The organism is Streptomyces sp. NPDC046303, from assembly GCF_055588085.1.
On record NZ_JBVJFA010000028.1, the window covers coordinates 1 to 15145 of the forward strand.

15 protein-coding genes are annotated in these 15145 nt (G+C 72.8%); 2 read left to right on the forward strand and 13 right to left on the reverse strand.

Annotation, left to right across the window (positions count from 1 at the left end; all coding sequences use genetic code 11):
* Positions 1-277 precede the first annotated feature (277 nt).
* Together ACZ6I1_RS25940 and ACZ6I1_RS25945 are read left to right on the forward strand one after the other, a co-directional pair.
* Positions 278-1714, forward strand: a complete 1437-nt coding sequence (locus tag ACZ6I1_RS25940; protein ID WP_469291003.1) for a SulP family inorganic anion transporter — start codon at positions 278-280, stop codon at positions 1712-1714.
* Positions 1715-1724: 10 nt separating this feature from the next.
* Positions 1725-2960 (forward strand): APC family permease, encoded by a 1236-nt coding sequence (locus tag ACZ6I1_RS25945; protein WP_469291005.1) that lies wholly within the window; start codon positions 1725-1727, stop codon positions 2958-2960.
* Here ACZ6I1_RS25945 and ACZ6I1_RS25950 read toward each other — a convergent pair.
* The 13 genes from ACZ6I1_RS25950 to ACZ6I1_RS26010 form a co-directional block, all read right to left on the reverse strand.
* A complete protein-coding gene (locus tag ACZ6I1_RS25950; RefSeq protein ID WP_469291006.1) occupies positions 2944-3468 on the reverse strand; it encodes an SMI1/KNR4 family protein in 525 nt (174 codons plus the stop codon). The genes ACZ6I1_RS25945 and ACZ6I1_RS25950 overlap by 17 nt on opposite strands.
* 65 nt (positions 3469-3533) lie before the next feature.
* Positions 3534-3926, reverse strand: a complete 393-nt coding sequence (locus ACZ6I1_RS25955) for a YccF domain-containing protein (protein ID WP_469291008.1) — start codon at positions 3924-3926, stop codon at positions 3534-3536.
* Positions 3923-4786 (reverse strand): zinc metalloprotease HtpX, encoded by an 864-nt coding sequence (htpX, locus tag ACZ6I1_RS25960; RefSeq protein ID WP_469291010.1) that lies wholly within the window; start codon positions 4784-4786, stop codon positions 3923-3925. Before htpX ends, ACZ6I1_RS25955 begins: the two co-directional genes overlap by 4 nt.
* 231 nt (positions 4787-5017) lie before the next feature.
* On the reverse strand, positions 5018-6562 hold the full coding sequence (locus ACZ6I1_RS25965) for an NADH-quinone oxidoreductase subunit N (protein ID WP_469291012.1): 1545 nt from the start codon (positions 6560-6562) through the stop codon (positions 5018-5020).
* A complete protein-coding gene (locus ACZ6I1_RS25970; protein ID WP_469291014.1) occupies positions 6559-8112 on the reverse strand; it encodes a complex I subunit 4 family protein in 1554 nt (517 codons plus the stop codon). The genes ACZ6I1_RS25965 and ACZ6I1_RS25970 overlap by 4 nt, the downstream gene beginning before the upstream one ends.
* A 38-nt stretch (positions 8113-8150) precedes the next feature.
* Entirely contained in the window at positions 8151-10151 is a 2001-nt protein-coding gene (locus tag ACZ6I1_RS25975; protein WP_469291016.1) for an NADH-quinone oxidoreductase subunit 5 family protein, read from the reverse strand.
* Positions 10148-10540 (reverse strand): NADH-quinone oxidoreductase subunit NuoK, encoded by a 393-nt coding sequence (nuoK, locus tag ACZ6I1_RS25980; RefSeq protein ID WP_469291018.1) that lies wholly within the window; start codon positions 10538-10540, stop codon positions 10148-10150. Before nuoK ends, ACZ6I1_RS25975 begins: the two co-directional genes overlap by 4 nt.
* On the reverse strand, positions 10540-11175 hold the full coding sequence (locus ACZ6I1_RS25985) for an NADH-quinone oxidoreductase subunit J family protein (protein ID WP_469291020.1): 636 nt from the start codon (positions 11173-11175) through the stop codon (positions 10540-10542). Before ACZ6I1_RS25985 ends, nuoK begins: the two co-directional genes overlap by 1 nt.
* A complete protein-coding gene (locus ACZ6I1_RS25990; RefSeq protein ID WP_469291022.1) occupies positions 11175-11789 on the reverse strand; it encodes a NuoI/complex I 23 kDa subunit family protein in 615 nt (204 codons plus the stop codon). The genes ACZ6I1_RS25985 and ACZ6I1_RS25990 overlap by 1 nt, the downstream gene beginning before the upstream one ends.
* Positions 11789-12757 (reverse strand): complex I subunit 1/NuoH family protein, encoded by a 969-nt coding sequence (locus ACZ6I1_RS25995; protein WP_469291023.1) that lies wholly within the window; start codon positions 12755-12757, stop codon positions 11789-11791. Before ACZ6I1_RS25995 ends, ACZ6I1_RS25990 begins: the two co-directional genes overlap by 1 nt.
* Positions 12754-14016 (reverse strand): NADH-quinone oxidoreductase subunit C, encoded by a 1263-nt coding sequence (locus ACZ6I1_RS26000; RefSeq protein WP_469291025.1) that lies wholly within the window; start codon positions 14014-14016, stop codon positions 12754-12756. Before ACZ6I1_RS26000 ends, ACZ6I1_RS25995 begins: the two co-directional genes overlap by 4 nt.
* Positions 14013-14600 (reverse strand): NADH-quinone oxidoreductase subunit B, encoded by a 588-nt coding sequence (locus ACZ6I1_RS26005; RefSeq protein WP_443300467.1) that lies wholly within the window; start codon positions 14598-14600, stop codon positions 14013-14015. The genes ACZ6I1_RS26000 and ACZ6I1_RS26005 overlap by 4 nt, the downstream gene beginning before the upstream one ends.
* Positions 14591-14998 (reverse strand): NADH-quinone oxidoreductase subunit A, encoded by a 408-nt coding sequence (locus tag ACZ6I1_RS26010; protein ID WP_069921479.1) that lies wholly within the window; start codon positions 14996-14998, stop codon positions 14591-14593. Before ACZ6I1_RS26010 ends, ACZ6I1_RS26005 begins: the two co-directional genes overlap by 10 nt.
* Between the last annotated feature and the right edge of the window lie 147 nt (positions 14999-15145).

Genomic DNA, 15145 nt, shown 5'->3' on the forward strand with positions numbered 1-15145 from the left:
GCCACCCCGACCCCCCCCACCCCCCCCCCCCACCCCCCCCCCCCCCCCCTCCCCCCCCCCCCCCCTCCCCCCCCCCCCCCCCCCCCCCCCCCCCCCCCCCCCCCCCCCCCCCCCCCCCCCCCCCCCCCCCCCCCCCCCCCCGCGGCGGTTGCGCGGAGTGTGTGCGGGGCGTGAGCGGCGCGTGCGCCACCGCGGGCTTCCGTGGTCACTTGGGCGGCCCGGGTGCGCCCACCAGGCTGGGTGGCATTCCATCACCGAGTGGCAGGGGGGTTCTCGCATGCCTGGGGCCGGCACGTTTCGCGAAGACTTCGGGGCGTCCGTGGTCGTCGCGCTGGTCGCGCTGCCCCTCTGTGTGGGGGTGGCCGTCGCCTCCGGAGTGCCGGCCGAGCTGGGGATCGTCACCGGGGTGGTCGGCGGGCTGGTCACCGGGTGGTTCCGGGGCAGCTCGCTCCAGGTGAGCGGCCCCGCCGCCGGGCTCACCGTGCTGGTCTACGAAGCGGTACAGGCCTACGGAGTGTCCGCGCTGGGCGTCCTGGTGCCGGCGGCCGGGGTGGTGCAGCTGGGCATGGGGGTGCTGCGGCTCGGGCGGTGGTTCCGGGCGATCTCCGTCGCCGTCGTACAGGGGATGCTGGCCGGCATCGGGCTGGTGCTGATCTCGGGGCAGCTCTATGCCCTGGGCGGGGTCCAGGCTCCGGGACGGACCCTGGCCAAACTGGGCGGGGTGCACGCCCTGGCGGCGCACGCCGACTGGGCCGCCGTGGCGCTCGGCGCCGGGACCGTCGCCGTCATCTCGCTGTGGCGCCGCATGCCGTCCCGGCTGCGCGTGGTGCCCGGGGCGCTGGTGGGGGTGGCGGCCGCCACCGCCGCGGCCGCGCTGCTGCGGCTGCCCGTGGACAAGGTGCGGGTCACCGGGGTACTGGACGCCGTGGCCCCGCCCGCCTGGGGTGACGTCGGCGTGCTGGCGTCCGTCGGCGCGGTCGGCACCGTGATCGCGCTGGCACTGATCGCCTCCGCCGAGACCCTGTTCAGCGCCGCCGCCGTGGACCGCATGCACGACGGACCCAGGACCGACTACGACCGGGAACTCGTGGCCCAGGGCGTGGGGAACACCGTCTGCGGACTGCTCGGGGCACTGCCGATGACGGCGGTCATCGTGCGCAGCGCCGCCAATGTCGAGGCCGGCGCCCGCACCCGGGCGGCCAGGGTGATGCACGGCGCCTGGCTGCTGCTCTTCTGCATGGCCTTCCCCCGGGCGCTGGAGACCGTGCCGCTCGCCGCGCTGGCCGGGGTGCTGCTGCACGCCGGATGGAAGCTGCTGCCCGCCCGGGCGGTGGCCGCGCTGTGGCGGACGCACCGGGGTGAGGCGGTGGTGCTGCTCGTCACGGCCTCCGCGATCCTGGTCACCAACCTCTTCGAGGGCGTACTGATCGGCCTGGGGCTCGCCATCGCCAAGGCGGCCTGGGAAACCTCCCACGTGCACATCGAGGAGGTCTGGGAGGAGGGGGAACTGTGCGTCCGGGTCGTGGGCAACGCGAGTTTCCTGCGGCTGCCCAAGCTGCTCGACGCCCTGGACGCGCTGCCGCACGGGAAGCCCGTACGGCTCGATCTGAGCGGGCTGCGCCACCTCGACCACGCCTGTCTGACCGCACTGGAGGGGTGGCAGCGCCAGCGGGTGCCGGCAGCGGGCCGCGAAGGCGTCATCTGGCCCGTATAGCCTCCGCGGCGTGGACAACGAGTTGAAGCGGACCCTGGGGGTGTCCGACGCCGTCGTGGTCGGACTCGGCGCGATGGTCGGCGCCGGTATCTTCGCCGCCCTCGCCCCGGCGGCCCGGGCGGCGGGCGGGGCGCTGCTCGGCGCTCTCGCGCTGGCGGCCCTGGTGGCCTACTGCAACGCGCACTCCTCGGCGCGGCTCGCCGCCCGCTACCCGGCTTCCGGCGGCACGTACGTCTACGGGCGCGAGCGGCTCGGGCCCTTCTGGGGGTACCTGGCCGGCTGGGGGTTCGTCGTCGGCAAGACGGCCTCCTGCGCGGCGATGGCCCTGACCGTGGGCGCGTACGTCTGGCCCGGGCAGCAGCACGCGGTGGCCGTCGCGGCGGTGGTGGCGCTGACCGCCGTGAACTACCGGGGTGTGGAGAAGTCCGCCCGGATCGCCCGGCTGATCGTGGCGGCGGTGCTGGCGGTGCTGGCCGGGGTGGTCGTGGTGTGCCTGTCTTCGGATGCCGCCGACGCGGGGCGGCTCGGCACCGCGGACTGGGGTGCCGTCGGGCTGCTGCAGGGGGCGGGTCTGCTGTTCTTCGCCTTCGCGGGCTACGCCCGGATCACCACCTTGGGCGGGGAGGTCCGCGACCCGGAGCGGACGATCCCACGGGCGGTGCCGCTGGCACTCGGGATCGCACTGCTGGTGTACGCCCTGGTGACGGTGGCGGCTCTGTCGGTGCTCGGCGTCGACGGTCTGGCGGGGGCGGCGGCCCCGCTCGCCGACGCGGTCCGGGCGGCCGGATGGCCCGGACTGACCCCGGTCGTCCGGGTGGGCGCGGCCCTGGCCGCCCTGGGCTCGCTGCTGGCCCTCGTCCTCGGGGTGTCGCGGACCGTGCTGGCGATGGCCCGGGACGGCCACCTCCCCCGTGCGCTGGCCGCCGTGCATCCCCGGCGCCGGCTGCCGCACCATGCGGAGCTGGCCGTGGGTGCGGTGGTGGCGGTGCTCGCGGCCACCACCGATCTGCGGGGCGCGATCGGTTTCTCCTCGTTCGGAGTGCTGGCCTACTACGCGATCGCGAACGCCTCCGCGTGGACTCTCGATTCACGTGTCAAGGGGCGGGCCGTGGCAGTGGTCGGACTGTCCGGCTGTGTGGTGCTGGCCTGCTCGCTGCCCCTCGCGTCGACGGTCGCGGGGGCGGGAGTGCTGGCGCTCGGCGCCCTGGCCTACGCGGCGCGCGGGCGGATCAGATCCGGGATCTGAACTCGGTCCAGGGGAGGAGCTCCAGGTCGAGCTCCTCTCCCAGGGCGGACTCCTCGCAGAACCATGCGGTGCCGTCCAGCCAGCCGCGGAGCCAGCCCGCCAGGCTCGGGGTGTCGATGGACCAGGCGAGCTCCGGTTCCCCGGGATTCGGGTCGAACAGCAGGACTTGGGCGGTCTCGGAGCGGCAGTCCACGCAAGCGTACGTGCCGCAGCCGAAGTCGGCTGCCGGCAGCACGCCCTGCGGCCAGCGCCATCCGGATCTGCGCTGCGCCTCGTACCTGCCGACGGCCTGACGCAGCGGCAGCAGTCCTTCCCCCGGGCCGAATCCGCCGTCGCCGATGCGGGTGTAGAGCCCGGCGAGCAGCGGGGGCAGCGCGAAGCCGAGTATGCCCTCGGCCCGGGCGATCTCCCCGCTGCCCAGCGGCACCGTCCGGGCCTTTCCCTGCCCGTGCGCGGAGGTGCGCACGCGGTCTGCGACTTGCTCCAGCAACTGCTCGGTCTCGTTCATGCGTTCATGGTGACGCACCCCACTGACAGCCCGCTCGGCCTGTGGACAACTCGGCCGGGGAGGGGTCAGCGGGAGGCGAAGGGGGCGTCCGTCGGGACGATTTCGCGGCCGAGCGGGAGCAGGGAGAGCGGGACCATCTTGAAGTTGGCGATGCCGAACGGGATGCCGATGATCGTGACGCAGAGCGCGAGGCCGGTGAAGATGTGGCCGAGGGCGAGCCACCAGCCGGCCAGGAGCAGCCACAGGACGTTGCCGATGGCGGATCCCGCGCCCGCGTCGCGGCGCTCGACGGCGGTGTAGCCGAACGGCCAGAGGGCGTACACCGCGATGCGGAACGCGGCGATGCCGAAGGGGATGCCGATGATCGTGATGCAGAGCAGCACGCCCGCGAGGCAGTAGCCGAGGAACAGCCAGATGCCGCTGAGGATGAGCCATATGACGTTCAGGATTGTCTTCACTGCCTGCGGCCTGCCATCTGTTCGAGCCGGGCGATGCGCTCGGCCATCGGAGGGTGTGTGGAGAACATCTTAGAAAGCCCCTGGCCCGGGCGGAACGGGTTCGCGATCATCATGTGGCTGGCGGTCTCGAGCCGCGGCTCCGGGGGCAGTGGGAGCTGTTTGGTGCCCGCGTCCAGCTTGCGCAGGGCGCTGGCCAGGGCGAGCGGGTCCCCGGTGAGCTGGGCTCCGGAGGCGTCGGCCTCGTACTCGCGGGAGCGGCTGATGGCGAGCTGGATCACGGAGGCGGCCAGCGGTCCCAGGATCATGATCAGCAGCATGCCGAAGAGGCCCGGCCCCTCGTCGTCGCTCGATCGACCGACCGGTATCAGCCAGGCGAAGTTCACCAGGAACATGATCACGGAGGCGAGGGCGCCGGCGACCGACGAGATCAGGATGTCGCGGTTGTAGACGTGGCTGAGCTCATGGCCGATGACGCCGCGCAGTTCGCGCTCGTCGAGGATGCGCAGGATGCCCTCGGTGCAGCAGACCGCGGCGTTGCGCGGGTTGCGGCCGGTGGCGAAGGCATTGGGGGCCTCGGTGGGTGAGATGTAGAGCCGGGGCATGGGCTGGCGCGCGGACGTGGAGAGCTCGCGCACCATGCGGTAGAGCTGGGGCGCCTCGAACTCGCTGACGGGGCGCGCGCGCATCGCGCGTAGAGCCAGCTTGTCGCTGTTCCAGTACGCGTACGCGTTCGTCCCCAGGGCGATCACTACGGCGACGATCAGGCCGCCCCGGCCGAAGAAGCTTCCGATGAGGATGATGAGTGCGGACAGACCGCCGAGGAGTACGGCGGTCTTCAGCCCGTTGTGCCGGCGGTGCACGGTACGCCCTCCTAGTGGTGCGGCAGGGGGACCCGAAGCGAGGGTCTACGGTCCAGTGGACCCTCCCTTCCTGGTCAACGCGAGGTGGGCGCGTCTGGTTCCCAGGGCACACGGGGGCGGCCGCCCCCGGGGCGGGGGCGGCGGGGCTGCTGCGGGCGTTGGGCCGTACGGGTTACGCGTACGGGGCCGCCCGCACGGTCGCGCGTACCGGCTCGCGTACGGACCCCGGGCTCACTGCGGGAAGAGGCTGCCCGACGCGACGCGCAGGACCAGCTGCGGGGCGCCCGAGAGGACGACCGCCGTGACCGCGGTGACGGCGATGGCCGCCGTGACCGGCCAGGGGGCCTTCGCACGGGCCGAGGTGTCCTCGACGCCGGGACCGGCCGCCTCCGGCGTGCGGAAGAGGAGCGCGGTCCACCGCAGGTAGTAATAGAGGGCGACGACGACGTTGACGGCCATGACCACGGCCAGCCAGCCCAGGCCCGCGTCGACCGCGGACCGGAAGACGGTGACCTTGGCGAACAGGCCGATGATGCCCGGCGGCAGGCCGGCCAGGCAGAGCAGGAAGAAGGCCAGCGAGAGGGCGGCCGCCGGGCGCTGCGCGTACAGGCCCCGGTAGTCGCTGATCCGGTGGAGCGGCTTCGTACGGGCGACCAGGGCGGCCACGGCGAAGGCGCCCAGGTTCACGGCGGCGTACATGAGGGCGTAGGCGAGTGTGGAGCCGATCTGGTCGCGCTCGGAGTACGCGGCCGCGGCGATCGGGACGAGCAGGTAGCCGGCCTGGCCGACCGAGGACCAGGCGAGCAGCCGTACGGCACTGTTCGGGCGGTCGGCGGACTGGCGCAGGGCGGCGGCGTTGCCGAGGGTCATGGTGAGCGCGGCCAGGACGGCGAGCGCCGGGCCCCAGATGTCGGAGTACGCCGGGAAGGCGATCACCGTGACGAGGATGAGGCCGGTGAAGCCGACGGCCTTGCCGATCACCGAGAGGTAGCCGGCGATGGGCAGGGGGGCGCCGACGTAGGTGTCGGGGACCCAGAAGTGGAAGGGGACGGCCGCGGTCTTGAAGGCGAACCCGACGAGGGTGAGCGCGACACCGGCCATGGCGAGGGTGTCGAGCCGGCCGGGGACGTTCTCGAGGCGGTCGGCGACCTGGGTGAGGTGCAGGGAGCCGGTGGCGGCGTAGACGAAGCTGACGCCCATCAGCGACACGGCGGTGGCGGTGACGGAGGAGAGGAAGAACTTGAGGGCGGCCTCGGAGGAGAGCCGGTCGCCCCGGCGCATGCCGACGAGGGCGAAGGCGGGCAGCGAGGCCACCTCGAGGGCGACGATCAGGGTGGCGAGGTCGCGGGAGGCGGGCAGCAGGGCCGCGCCGGCGGCGGAGGACAGCAGCAGGAACCAGTACTCGCCCGCGGGCATGCGCGTGTCGCGGACGGCGGTGACCGAGAGCAGGGCGGTGACCAGCGCGCCGGCCAGCACCAGGAACTGCACGACGAGCGAGAAGTGGTCGGCGGTGTAGCTGCAGGCGGCCGGGTCGCCGGTGAGGCAGAAGGTGCTCCGGTCTCCGGCGCGCAGCGGCAGCAGGGTGGCGGTCGCGGCGGCGAGGCCGGCGACGGAGATCCAGCCGAGGGCGGGCTTCGCGCGCTCGGACACGAAGAGGTCGGCGATCAGGACGACCAGGGCGACGGCGGCGGGGACGACCACGGGCGCGATGGCGAGCCAGTCGACGGACTGGACGAGGCTGGGGGTGTCGGCGGCGAGGACCGTGAGGGCCGTCATGCGTTGCCTCCTGCGAGGAGCTTCTGGACGGCCGGGTCGGTGAGGCCGAGGAGGACCGCGGGCCACAGGCCGGCGAGGACGGTGAGGGCGGCGAGCGGGGTCCAGGCGGCGAACTCGTAGCGCTGGATGTCCGCGACGGCGAGCTCCGGGCCTGCCTTGGGGTCGCCCATGCAGACGCGCCGTACGACGATCAGCAGGTAGGCGGCGGTGAGCAGGGTGCCGAACGCGCCGAGGGCCGTGTAGGTGAGGAAGGCGGGGCGCGACAGCCCCTCGGCGGGGTCGAAGGCGCCGAAGAGGGCCAGCATCTCGCCCCAGAAGCCCGCCAGTCCGGGCAGGCCGAGGGAGGCGACGGCCGCGAAGGCGACGAGGGCGCCGAGGCGGGGGGCGCGGCCGTAGAGGGCGGCGCCGGTGGCCCCGGCGAGGGTGTCGAGGTCGGCGGTGCCGTAGCGGTCCTTGAGGGCGCCGACCAGGAAGAAGAGGAGGCCCGTGATCAGGCCGTGGGCGATGTTGGCGAAGAGCGCGCCGTTGACGCCGGTGGGGGTCATGGAGGCGATGCCGAGGAGCACGAAGCCCATGTGGCCCACGGATGAGTACGCGATGAGGCGCTTGAGGTCGCCCTTGTTCCCCTTGCGGGCGAGGGCGAGGCAGGCGAGGGATCCGTAGACGATGCCGATGGCGGCGAGCGCGCCCAGGTAGGGGGCGAAGACGGCCATGCCGTCGGGGGTGATGGGCAGCAGGATGCGGACGAACCCATATGTGCCCATCTTGAGCAGGACTCCGGCCAGCAGGACGGATCCGACGGTGGGGGCGGCGGTGTGGGCGTCGGGCAGCCAGCTGTGCAGCGGCCACATCGGGGTCTTCACGGCGAGGCCGATGCCGATGGCGAGGACGGCCAGGAGCTGGGTGGTGCGGGTCAGTTCGCGGCCGTTGTCAGTGGCGAGTGCCACCATGTCGAATGTGCCGCTCTTCAGTCCGATGAGCAGCAGACCGAGCAGCATGACGACGGAGCCGAGGAGGGTGTAGAGGATGAACTTCCAGGCGGCGGCCTGCCGCTGAGCACCGCCCCAGCGGGCGATGAGGAAGTACATCGGGATGAGGACCATCTCGAAGGCGAGGAAGAAGAGCAGCAGGTCGAGGACGGCGAAGGTCGCGAGGGTGCCGGACTCGAGGACGAGGAGCAGTGCGACGAAGGCCTTCGGGGAGGGGCCCTCGGGGAGCTTGAAGTAGCTGTAGAGCGCGCACAGGAAGAACAGCAGCGCGGTCATCAGGAGGAGGGGGAGCGAGATGCCGTCGATGCCGAGGTGGATCCGGACGTTCAGCGCCTGGATCCAGCTGATGTCCGTCGTCGCCTGGAAGCGGGACGGGGCGTCGTGGTCGAAGCCCAGGGTGAGGGCGATCGCCGCGGCGAGGATCACGCCGGTCACGGTCACGCCGTGGCGGAGCACGGCCTGTTGGGGGCTGCGGCCCTTGAGTCCGGGCGGGGGCGGCAGGAGCGCCGCGGCCGCGCCGAGGAGCGGTGCGGCCACGATGAACGCCAGAAGGAACTGCATCACGGACGGGCTGATATCAATCACGGCTGACTCACGGCTCACGATCCGGCGTTGACGTTGGCGAGGACGGCGGTGGCGATCGCCAGGACCACGGCGCCGGCGAGCAGGGCGCTCAGGTAGCTCTGCAGGTTGCCGGTCTGGGCGCGGCGTACGAGGCTGCCGAGCAGCCGGGTGCCGCTGCCCGCGCCGCTGACGTACGTGTCCACGACCTCGCGGTCGAGGAAGCGGACCAGGCCGGCGGCCGCGCGGACGGGGCGGACGAAGAGCCGGTCGTAGACGGCATCGAGGTGGAAGCCGTCGGCGGCGTGGCGGTGCAGCGGGCCGAGGAACGCCTTGCCGGGGTCGGGGGCTGAGCCGACCGGGACGGCGGGGTGGTCGTGGGTGACCTCGGCGACCTCGGGGGTCTCGGCGGCGGATTCCGCGGCGGCGACGGAGGCGGACAGGCCTGCTCCGTATCCGGCTGCGGCGGCCTTGGCGGTGGCACGCTGCCACAGGGCGTAGGTGAGCAGCGCTCCGATGACGGCGGCGCCGGTGCCGAGGACCGAGGTGGTCAGGGTCGGGGTGAGTTCCTTGCCGTCGAACCAGTCGGCGAGGGGACCCGCGGCGAGGCCGAAGCCGATGGAGGGGATCGCCAGCAGCCACAGCACGCCGGTCATGGCGACGGGCTCCTTGCCGTGGTCGGGGGCGGCGGCGCCCCGGCCGCGGAAGGCCATCAGCCACAGCCGGGTGGCGTAGGCGGCGGTGAGCAGGGCGGTCAGCAGGCCGGCGGTCAGGACCACCCAGCCGGCGGCGCCGGGGGCGGACTCCGAGTGGCCCGTGGCGGTGTGCTCGGCGGCGACGAGGACGGCTTCCTTGGAGAAGAAGCCGGCGAAGGGGGGGATCGCGGCGAGCGCGAGCAGGGCGATCGACATCGTCCAGAAGGCGTCGGGGATGCGCTTGGCCAGGCCGTCCATGCGGGACATGGCGGCCAGGGAGTTCGTACCGGCGGCGTGGATGATCACGCCCGCGCCGAGGAACAGGAGCGCCTTGAAGGCGCCGTGGGACAGGAGGTGGAAGACGGCGGCGCCGCGGTCGCCGACGGCCAGGGCCCCGGTCATGTAGCCGAGCTGGCCGACCGTGGAGTAGGCGAGCACCCGCTTGATGTCGTCCTGGGCCAGGGCGGCGAGGGCGGAGCCGACCATCGTGACGGCCGCCATGACGGCCATGACCACCAGCGCGGCGCGGGAGGCCGCGAAGACGGGGAGAAGGCGGGCGATGAAGTAGACACCGGCGGCGACCATCGTCGCGGCGTGGATCAGCGCGGAGACCGGGGTGGGGCCCGCCATGGCGTCCGGAAGCCAGGTGTGCAGCGGGAACTGCGCGGACTTGCCCGCGACGCCGGCGAGGAGCAGCAGCGCGATCAGCGTCGGGTGGTCGAGCCCGCCCGCGGCGACGGTGCCCAGGATCTTGGTGATCCGGAAGGAGCCGGCGTCGGTGGCGAGCGCGAACAGGCCGATCAGGAAGGGGACGTCACCGAGCTTGGTGACGAGGAAGGCCTTCAGGGAGGCGGAGCGGGCCGCCTCGGTCTCCCAGTAGTGGCCGACGAGGAAGTACGAGCAGATGCCCATGACCTCCCAGCCGACCAGGAGCACCATCAGGTCGCCGGAGTAGACGACGAGCAGCATGGCGGAGGTGAACAGTGAGACCAGAGCGGCATACGAGGGGTAGCGCGGGTCCTCGCGGAGGTACGCCGTCGAGTAGAGCTGTACGCACGTGGCGACGACTCCGACCAAGACGGCGACCAGCACGGCGAAGCCGTCCAGGTGGAGCGAGAGCTCGATCGGCACCGAGCCCGTCGGGGTCAGTTCGGTCGCGGTGTCGATCGCCGTGCCGCCGCCGTGGCGGAAGGCGACGAGCACGGCCAGTACGGCGGCGCCGAGCGTCGGCAGGATCGCGAGCGGCCGGACGAAGCCGGGGGCGGTGCGGCCGAAGAGCAGTCCCGCGACCGCGCCCAGGAAGGGCAGGAGGGGGACCAGGACGGCGAGGGTCGTGGTGCTCACGCGGTGACCTCGCTCGGGGTGTTCGCGGTGTTCGGGCTGTCCGGGCTGTGCGGGCTGTGCGGGCCACTCAGGGCGGGCTCGTGGCCCTCGGCGGTGTCGCGGAGCCGGTCGACGTCCGAGGTGCCCCGGTTGCGGTACACCATCAGCACGATCGCGAGGCCGATGCCGATTTCGGCTGCGGCGATGGCGATGGTGAAGAGGGTGAGGGCCTGGCCGGCGTGCAGGGTGTCGCGCAGCCAGACGTCGAAGGCCACCAGGTTGAGGTTGACGGCGTTGAGCATCAGCTCGACGGACATCAGGACCAGGATGGCGTTGCGGCGGGCGAGCACTCCGTACAGGCCCGTGCAGAAGAGCAGCGCCGCGAGGACGGCGGGGTAGGCGAGGTGCATCAGTGCTGCCCCTTCTTCTCGCCGTCGCCGCCGGCTCCGGCGACGGCGGCGGCGACGGCGTCTTCGGCGGGACTGTTCCTGCGGGACAGCACGATGGCGCCGATCAGGGCCGCGAGGAGGAGGACGGAGAGCGCTTCGAAGGGCAGCACCCAGTGCTGGAAGAGGATCTCGCCGGAGACCTTCGTGGAGCCCTGGACCGGGCCGTCGAGGTCGATCCAGGTCGTGCGGAAGGCGTCGACGACGACCCAGACGAGTGACACGGCGGCGACGACGGCGACGCAGAGGGCGATCCAGCGGTTGCCGGAGTCGGCGTCCGGGGAGCGGCCGATGGGGGCCTTGGTGAGCATCAGCCCGAAGAGGAGGAGGACGACCACGGAACCGAGGTAGATCAGGACCTGGACCCAGGCGATGAACTCGGCGGTCAGCAGCAGGTACTCGACGGCGATGCCGCCGAGCGCCACGACCAGCCACAGGGCGGCGTGCACGAGCTGCTTGGTGGTGACCGTGACGAGGGCCGCGCCGAGGGTGGCGAGGCCGACGAGGACGAAGGCGATCTCGACGCCGGTCGGGGAGAGGAAGCCGGGGCCGGGGGCCGGGCCTTGGGCGGCTGCGGCAAGGTGGGCGGTGAGCAGCATCAGGCGGTGCCTCCCGCCGGGTCGGTACCGGGGGTGGTGCCGGGCTCCGTGCCGGGGGTGGCGGCTTCGGCGGCAGCGGCTGCGGCTGCCGCGGCGGCGGCCTCGGCCTTCTCCACGGCCTTGCGGGCGGCGGCGATCTCCTTGGGCTCCTCGGCGGCTGCCTCCAGGGCGGGCGGAGCCGGGACGGTCCACATCCACTCGCGGAGCTTGTCGCGCTCGTGGGTCAGGTCCTGGATGTCGGTCTCCGCGTACTCGAACTCCGGGGACCAGAACAGGGCGTCGAAGGGGCACACCTCGATGCAGATGCCGCAGTACATGCAGAGGGAGAAGTCGATGGCGAAGCGGTCGAGGACGTTGCGGCTGCGCTCGCGGCCACCCGGGGTGGAGGCCGGGACCGTCTCCTTGTGGGAGTCGATGTAGATGCACCAGTCGGGGCACTCACGGGCGCACAGCATGCAGACCGTGCAGTTCTCCTCGAACAGTCCGATGACCCCGCGGCTGCGCGGCGGGAGCTGCGGCTGGACGTCGGGGTACTGCGCCGTGTGCGAGCGCTTCGTCATCGTGCGCAGGGTGACGGCCAAGCCCTTGGCGAGGCCGGATCCGGGGATGGGCATTACTGGATCGCCACCTTCACGATGCCGGTGAGCGCGATCTGGGCGAGCGCGAGCGGGATGAGTGTGGTCCAGGCGAGCTTCTGGAGCTGGTCCTCGCGCAGCCGGGGGTAGGTCACCCGGAGCCAGATCACGAGGAAGGCGAGGATCGCGGTCTTGAGGATGGTCCAGACCCAGCCGAGGCCGTCGGCACCGAAGGGCCCCTGCCAGCCGCCGAGGAAGAGGACGGTGGTGAGCGCGCAGAGGACGACGATGCCGGCGTACTCGGCGAGCAGGAACAGGGCGAAGCGCAGGCCCGTGTACTCGGTGTACGCGCCGAAGATGATCTCGGAGTCGGCGACGGGCATGTCGAAGGGGGGCCGCTGCAGTTCGGCGAGGCCGGCGGTGAAGAAGACGAGCGCGCCGACGATCTGCCAGGGCAGCCACCACCACTCGAAGCCCTCGACGATGCCGGGGAGGGAGACCGTCCCCGCCGCCATCGCCACGGAGGCGGCGGCGAGCAGCATCGGGAGCTCGTAGGCGAGCAGCTGGGCGGCGGTGCGCAGGCCGCCGAGCAGGGAGAACTTGTTCGCGGACGCCCAGCCGGCCATGAGCGAGCCGAGGACTCCGACGCCCATGACGGCGAGCACGAAGAACACGCCGGCGTCGATGACCTGGCCGACCGCGCCCTCGCCCGGGCCGATCGGGATCGCGAGGAGGACCAGGAGGTACGGGAGCAGGGCGACGGCGGGGGCGAGCTGGAAGATCCGGCGGTCGGCGTTGGCCGGGACGATGTCTTCCTTCTGCGCGAACTTCACGCCGTCGGCGACGAGCTGGGCCCAGCCGTGGAAACCGCCGGCGTACATCGGGCCGAGGCGGCCCTGCATGTGCGCCATCACCTTGTGCTCGGTCTGCCCGACGACGAGCGGGAGCACGAGGAAGACGGCGAAGACGACGAGGAGTCGCAGGGCGACGTCGAGGACGTCGTTCACGCGTCGCCTCCGTGGGTGTCGGGGGTTTCAGGGGTCTCGGGGGTCTCGGGGGTTTTGGGCGTCTTGGGGGTCTCGGGGGTGGGGTCGGCTTCCGGGGGCGACGCTTCGACGGGGTCCGGCGTGGCCGGGGCCGCCGGGGCCACGGGGGCCTGCGGTTCGTCGAAGGCCGGCTTCGGGTTGTGCCAGGGGGCGTCCGAGCTGGTCCCCGCCGGGCGGGTGGGGCCGGGTGCGGGCGCCTCAGCCTCGGCCGGGGTGTCCGGTGCGGCCGGGGCGGCCGGGGTGTCCGGCGCGGCCGGGGCGGCCGGGGCTGCCGGGGCGGCCGGGGCGGCCTGGCTGGCCGAGCCTTCCGACGCCGAACGGGTGCGGCGCGGCGGGCGGACCGGGGCCTCGGACTCGGGACCAGGGGGCGCGGTCTCCGGGCCGGCCGGGGCGGCCTGGCTGGCCGAGCCTTCCGACGCCGAACGGGTGCGGCGCGGCGGGCGGGCCGGGGCTTCCGACTCGGGGCCGGGGGCCGCGGTGTCCGGGGCTGCCGGCACGGCCTGGGTGGCCGAGCCTTCGGTGACCGAGCGCGTTCGGCGGGCCGGGGCGCCCTCGCGCGGGGTGCGCGCGGCGGCGCCCGCCGCGCCCCCGCCCGCCCCCGCGGCGCGCGGGGTGCGGGCCGGGCGGGCCGGGGCCGGCGGGAGCTGGCCCTTCATCGGGCCCCAGTCGTTGGGGTCGGGGACACCCGGCGGAAGCATCTGGCGGCGCTTGGGCGCGTCCGGATCGTGGGCCTCGCCCGGCTCCTTGGCACCGGGCCACGCCTTGGCGACGCGCGCGGCCAGGACGAAGTCCTTGCGCAGCGGGTGCCCTTCGAAGTTCTCCGGAAGGAGCAGGTGGACGAGGTGCGGGTGGTCGGTGAAGACGATCCCGAACATCTCGTACGTCTCGCGCTCGTGCCACGCGGCTCCCGCGTAGACGGCGACGGCCGACGGCAGGGAGGCGGCGGAGTGCGGGACGGTCGTGCGCAGCAGGAGGCGGCGTACGCGGCGGTTCTCCAGCGCGACCACGTGCGCGCAGATCCGGAAGCCGGTGCCCGGCTCGTCGACCGCGCTCAGCCAGTCGAAGTACGTGCAGCCCAGCTTGTCCCGGGCGATCTCCAGGGCGGAGATCCAGGAGCCGACGGGCACGTCGACCGTCAGGACGTCGTACGCGTACGAGCCCACGGCCTCCTCGCCGAAGACCGTCGCCGCCGCGTCGGGAAGGGAGTCGTAGAGGTTCACGCGCCGCTCCCGGGGGCCGGCGGGGGCGTGACCAGGCCGCTGGTGAGCTGTCCCACGGACGGTCCGGACGCGTAGCGGTCCGCGAGCGACTCCCGAGCGATCTTCTCCTGGAGCTTGAGGATGCCCTGGAGCAGCGCCTCCGGCCGGGGCGGGCAGCCGGGTACGTAGACGTCGACGGGGATGATCTGGTCGACGCCCTTCGTCACCGAGTACGAGTCCCAGTACGGGCCGCCGCAGTTGGAGCAGGCGCCGAAGGAGATGACGTACTTCGGCTCCGGCATCTGCTCGTAGAGCCGCTTCACGGCGGGTGCCATCTTGTCCGTGACCGTGCCCGAGACGATCATCAGGTCGGCCTGCCGGGGCCCGGGCGCGAAGGGGATCACGCCGAGCCGGATGAAGTCGTGGCGGGCCATCGACGCGGCGATGAACTCGATGGCGCAGCAGGCCAGGCCGAAGTTGAAGACCCACAGGCTGTACCGGCGGCCCCAGTTCAGGACCACCTTCATCGGTTCCGGGGCGAGGCGGGAGAGGACTCCGAGGCGCTTGGGCTCCGGGAGCAGCTCCGGCTGAGGTGTCACGTCCATTCGAGGACGCCCTTCTTGTACGCATAGAGCAGGCCGACGGCCAGGAAGCCCAGGAAGATGAACATCTCCACCAGCGTCGTGGCGCCGTAACCGGCGGCGGCGAACACCGTCGCCCACGGGAACAGGAAGATCGAGTCGACGGCGAAGATGACGTAGAGGAACGCGTAGACGTAGTAGCGGACCTGGGTGTGGGCCCAGCCCTCGCCGACCGGGTCCACTCCGCATTCGTACGTCAGCAGCTTCTCGGGGGTCGGGACGACGGGCCGCAGCAGGCGGCCGGCACCGAAGGCCACGGCCACGAAGAGCACGCCGAGGAGGGCCAGCAGACCGACGACCGAATAACTCCGGAAGTAGTCCGCCGCGAGCACGGTTACGGTCGATACCGTTGGTTCGGGCACGTCCGTTCCTCGCTCCTCGGTCACTGTCGACGATCTGGTACAGGCGGGAGTCTAGGGCCTGCCTCACACGGGGTGGGGTTATCCCCCGTTCACAGCACCCCGGCCACCCCATGGCGTCGGAGTACGGCCCTTGGCAGGCTGTGCCGC

Excerpts from the sequence above, each read along its gene's own strand:
- ACZ6I1_RS25940 (WP_469291003.1), top strand. The coding sequence starts at position 278 with ATGCCTGGGGCCGGCACGTTTCGCGAAGACTTCGGGGCGTCCGTGGTC.
- ACZ6I1_RS25950 (WP_469291006.1), bottom strand. The coding sequence starts at position 3,468 with ATGAACGAGACCGAGCAGTTGCTGGAGCAAGTCGCAGACCGCGTGCGC.
- ACZ6I1_RS25965 (WP_469291012.1), bottom strand. The coding sequence starts at position 6,562 with ATGACGGCCCTCACGGTCCTCGCCGCCGACACCCCCAGCCTCGTCCAG.
- ACZ6I1_RS25970 (WP_469291014.1), bottom strand. The coding sequence starts at position 8,112 with ATGCAGTTCCTTCTGGCGTTCATCGTGGCCGCACCGCTCCTCGGCGCG.
- nuoK (WP_469291018.1), bottom strand. The coding sequence starts at position 10,540 with ATGCACCTCGCCTACCCCGCCGTCCTCGCGGCGCTGCTCTTCTGCACG.
- ACZ6I1_RS25985 (WP_469291020.1), bottom strand. The coding sequence starts at position 11,175 with ATGCTGCTCACCGCCCACCTTGCCGCAGCCGCCCAAGGCCCGGCCCCC.
- ACZ6I1_RS25990 (WP_469291022.1), bottom strand. The coding sequence starts at position 11,789 with ATGCCCATCCCCGGATCCGGCCTCGCCAAGGGCTTGGCCGTCACCCTG.
- ACZ6I1_RS26005 (WP_443300467.1), bottom strand. The coding sequence starts at position 14,600 with ATGGACGTGACACCTCAGCCGGAGCTGCTCCCGGAGCCCAAGCGCCTC.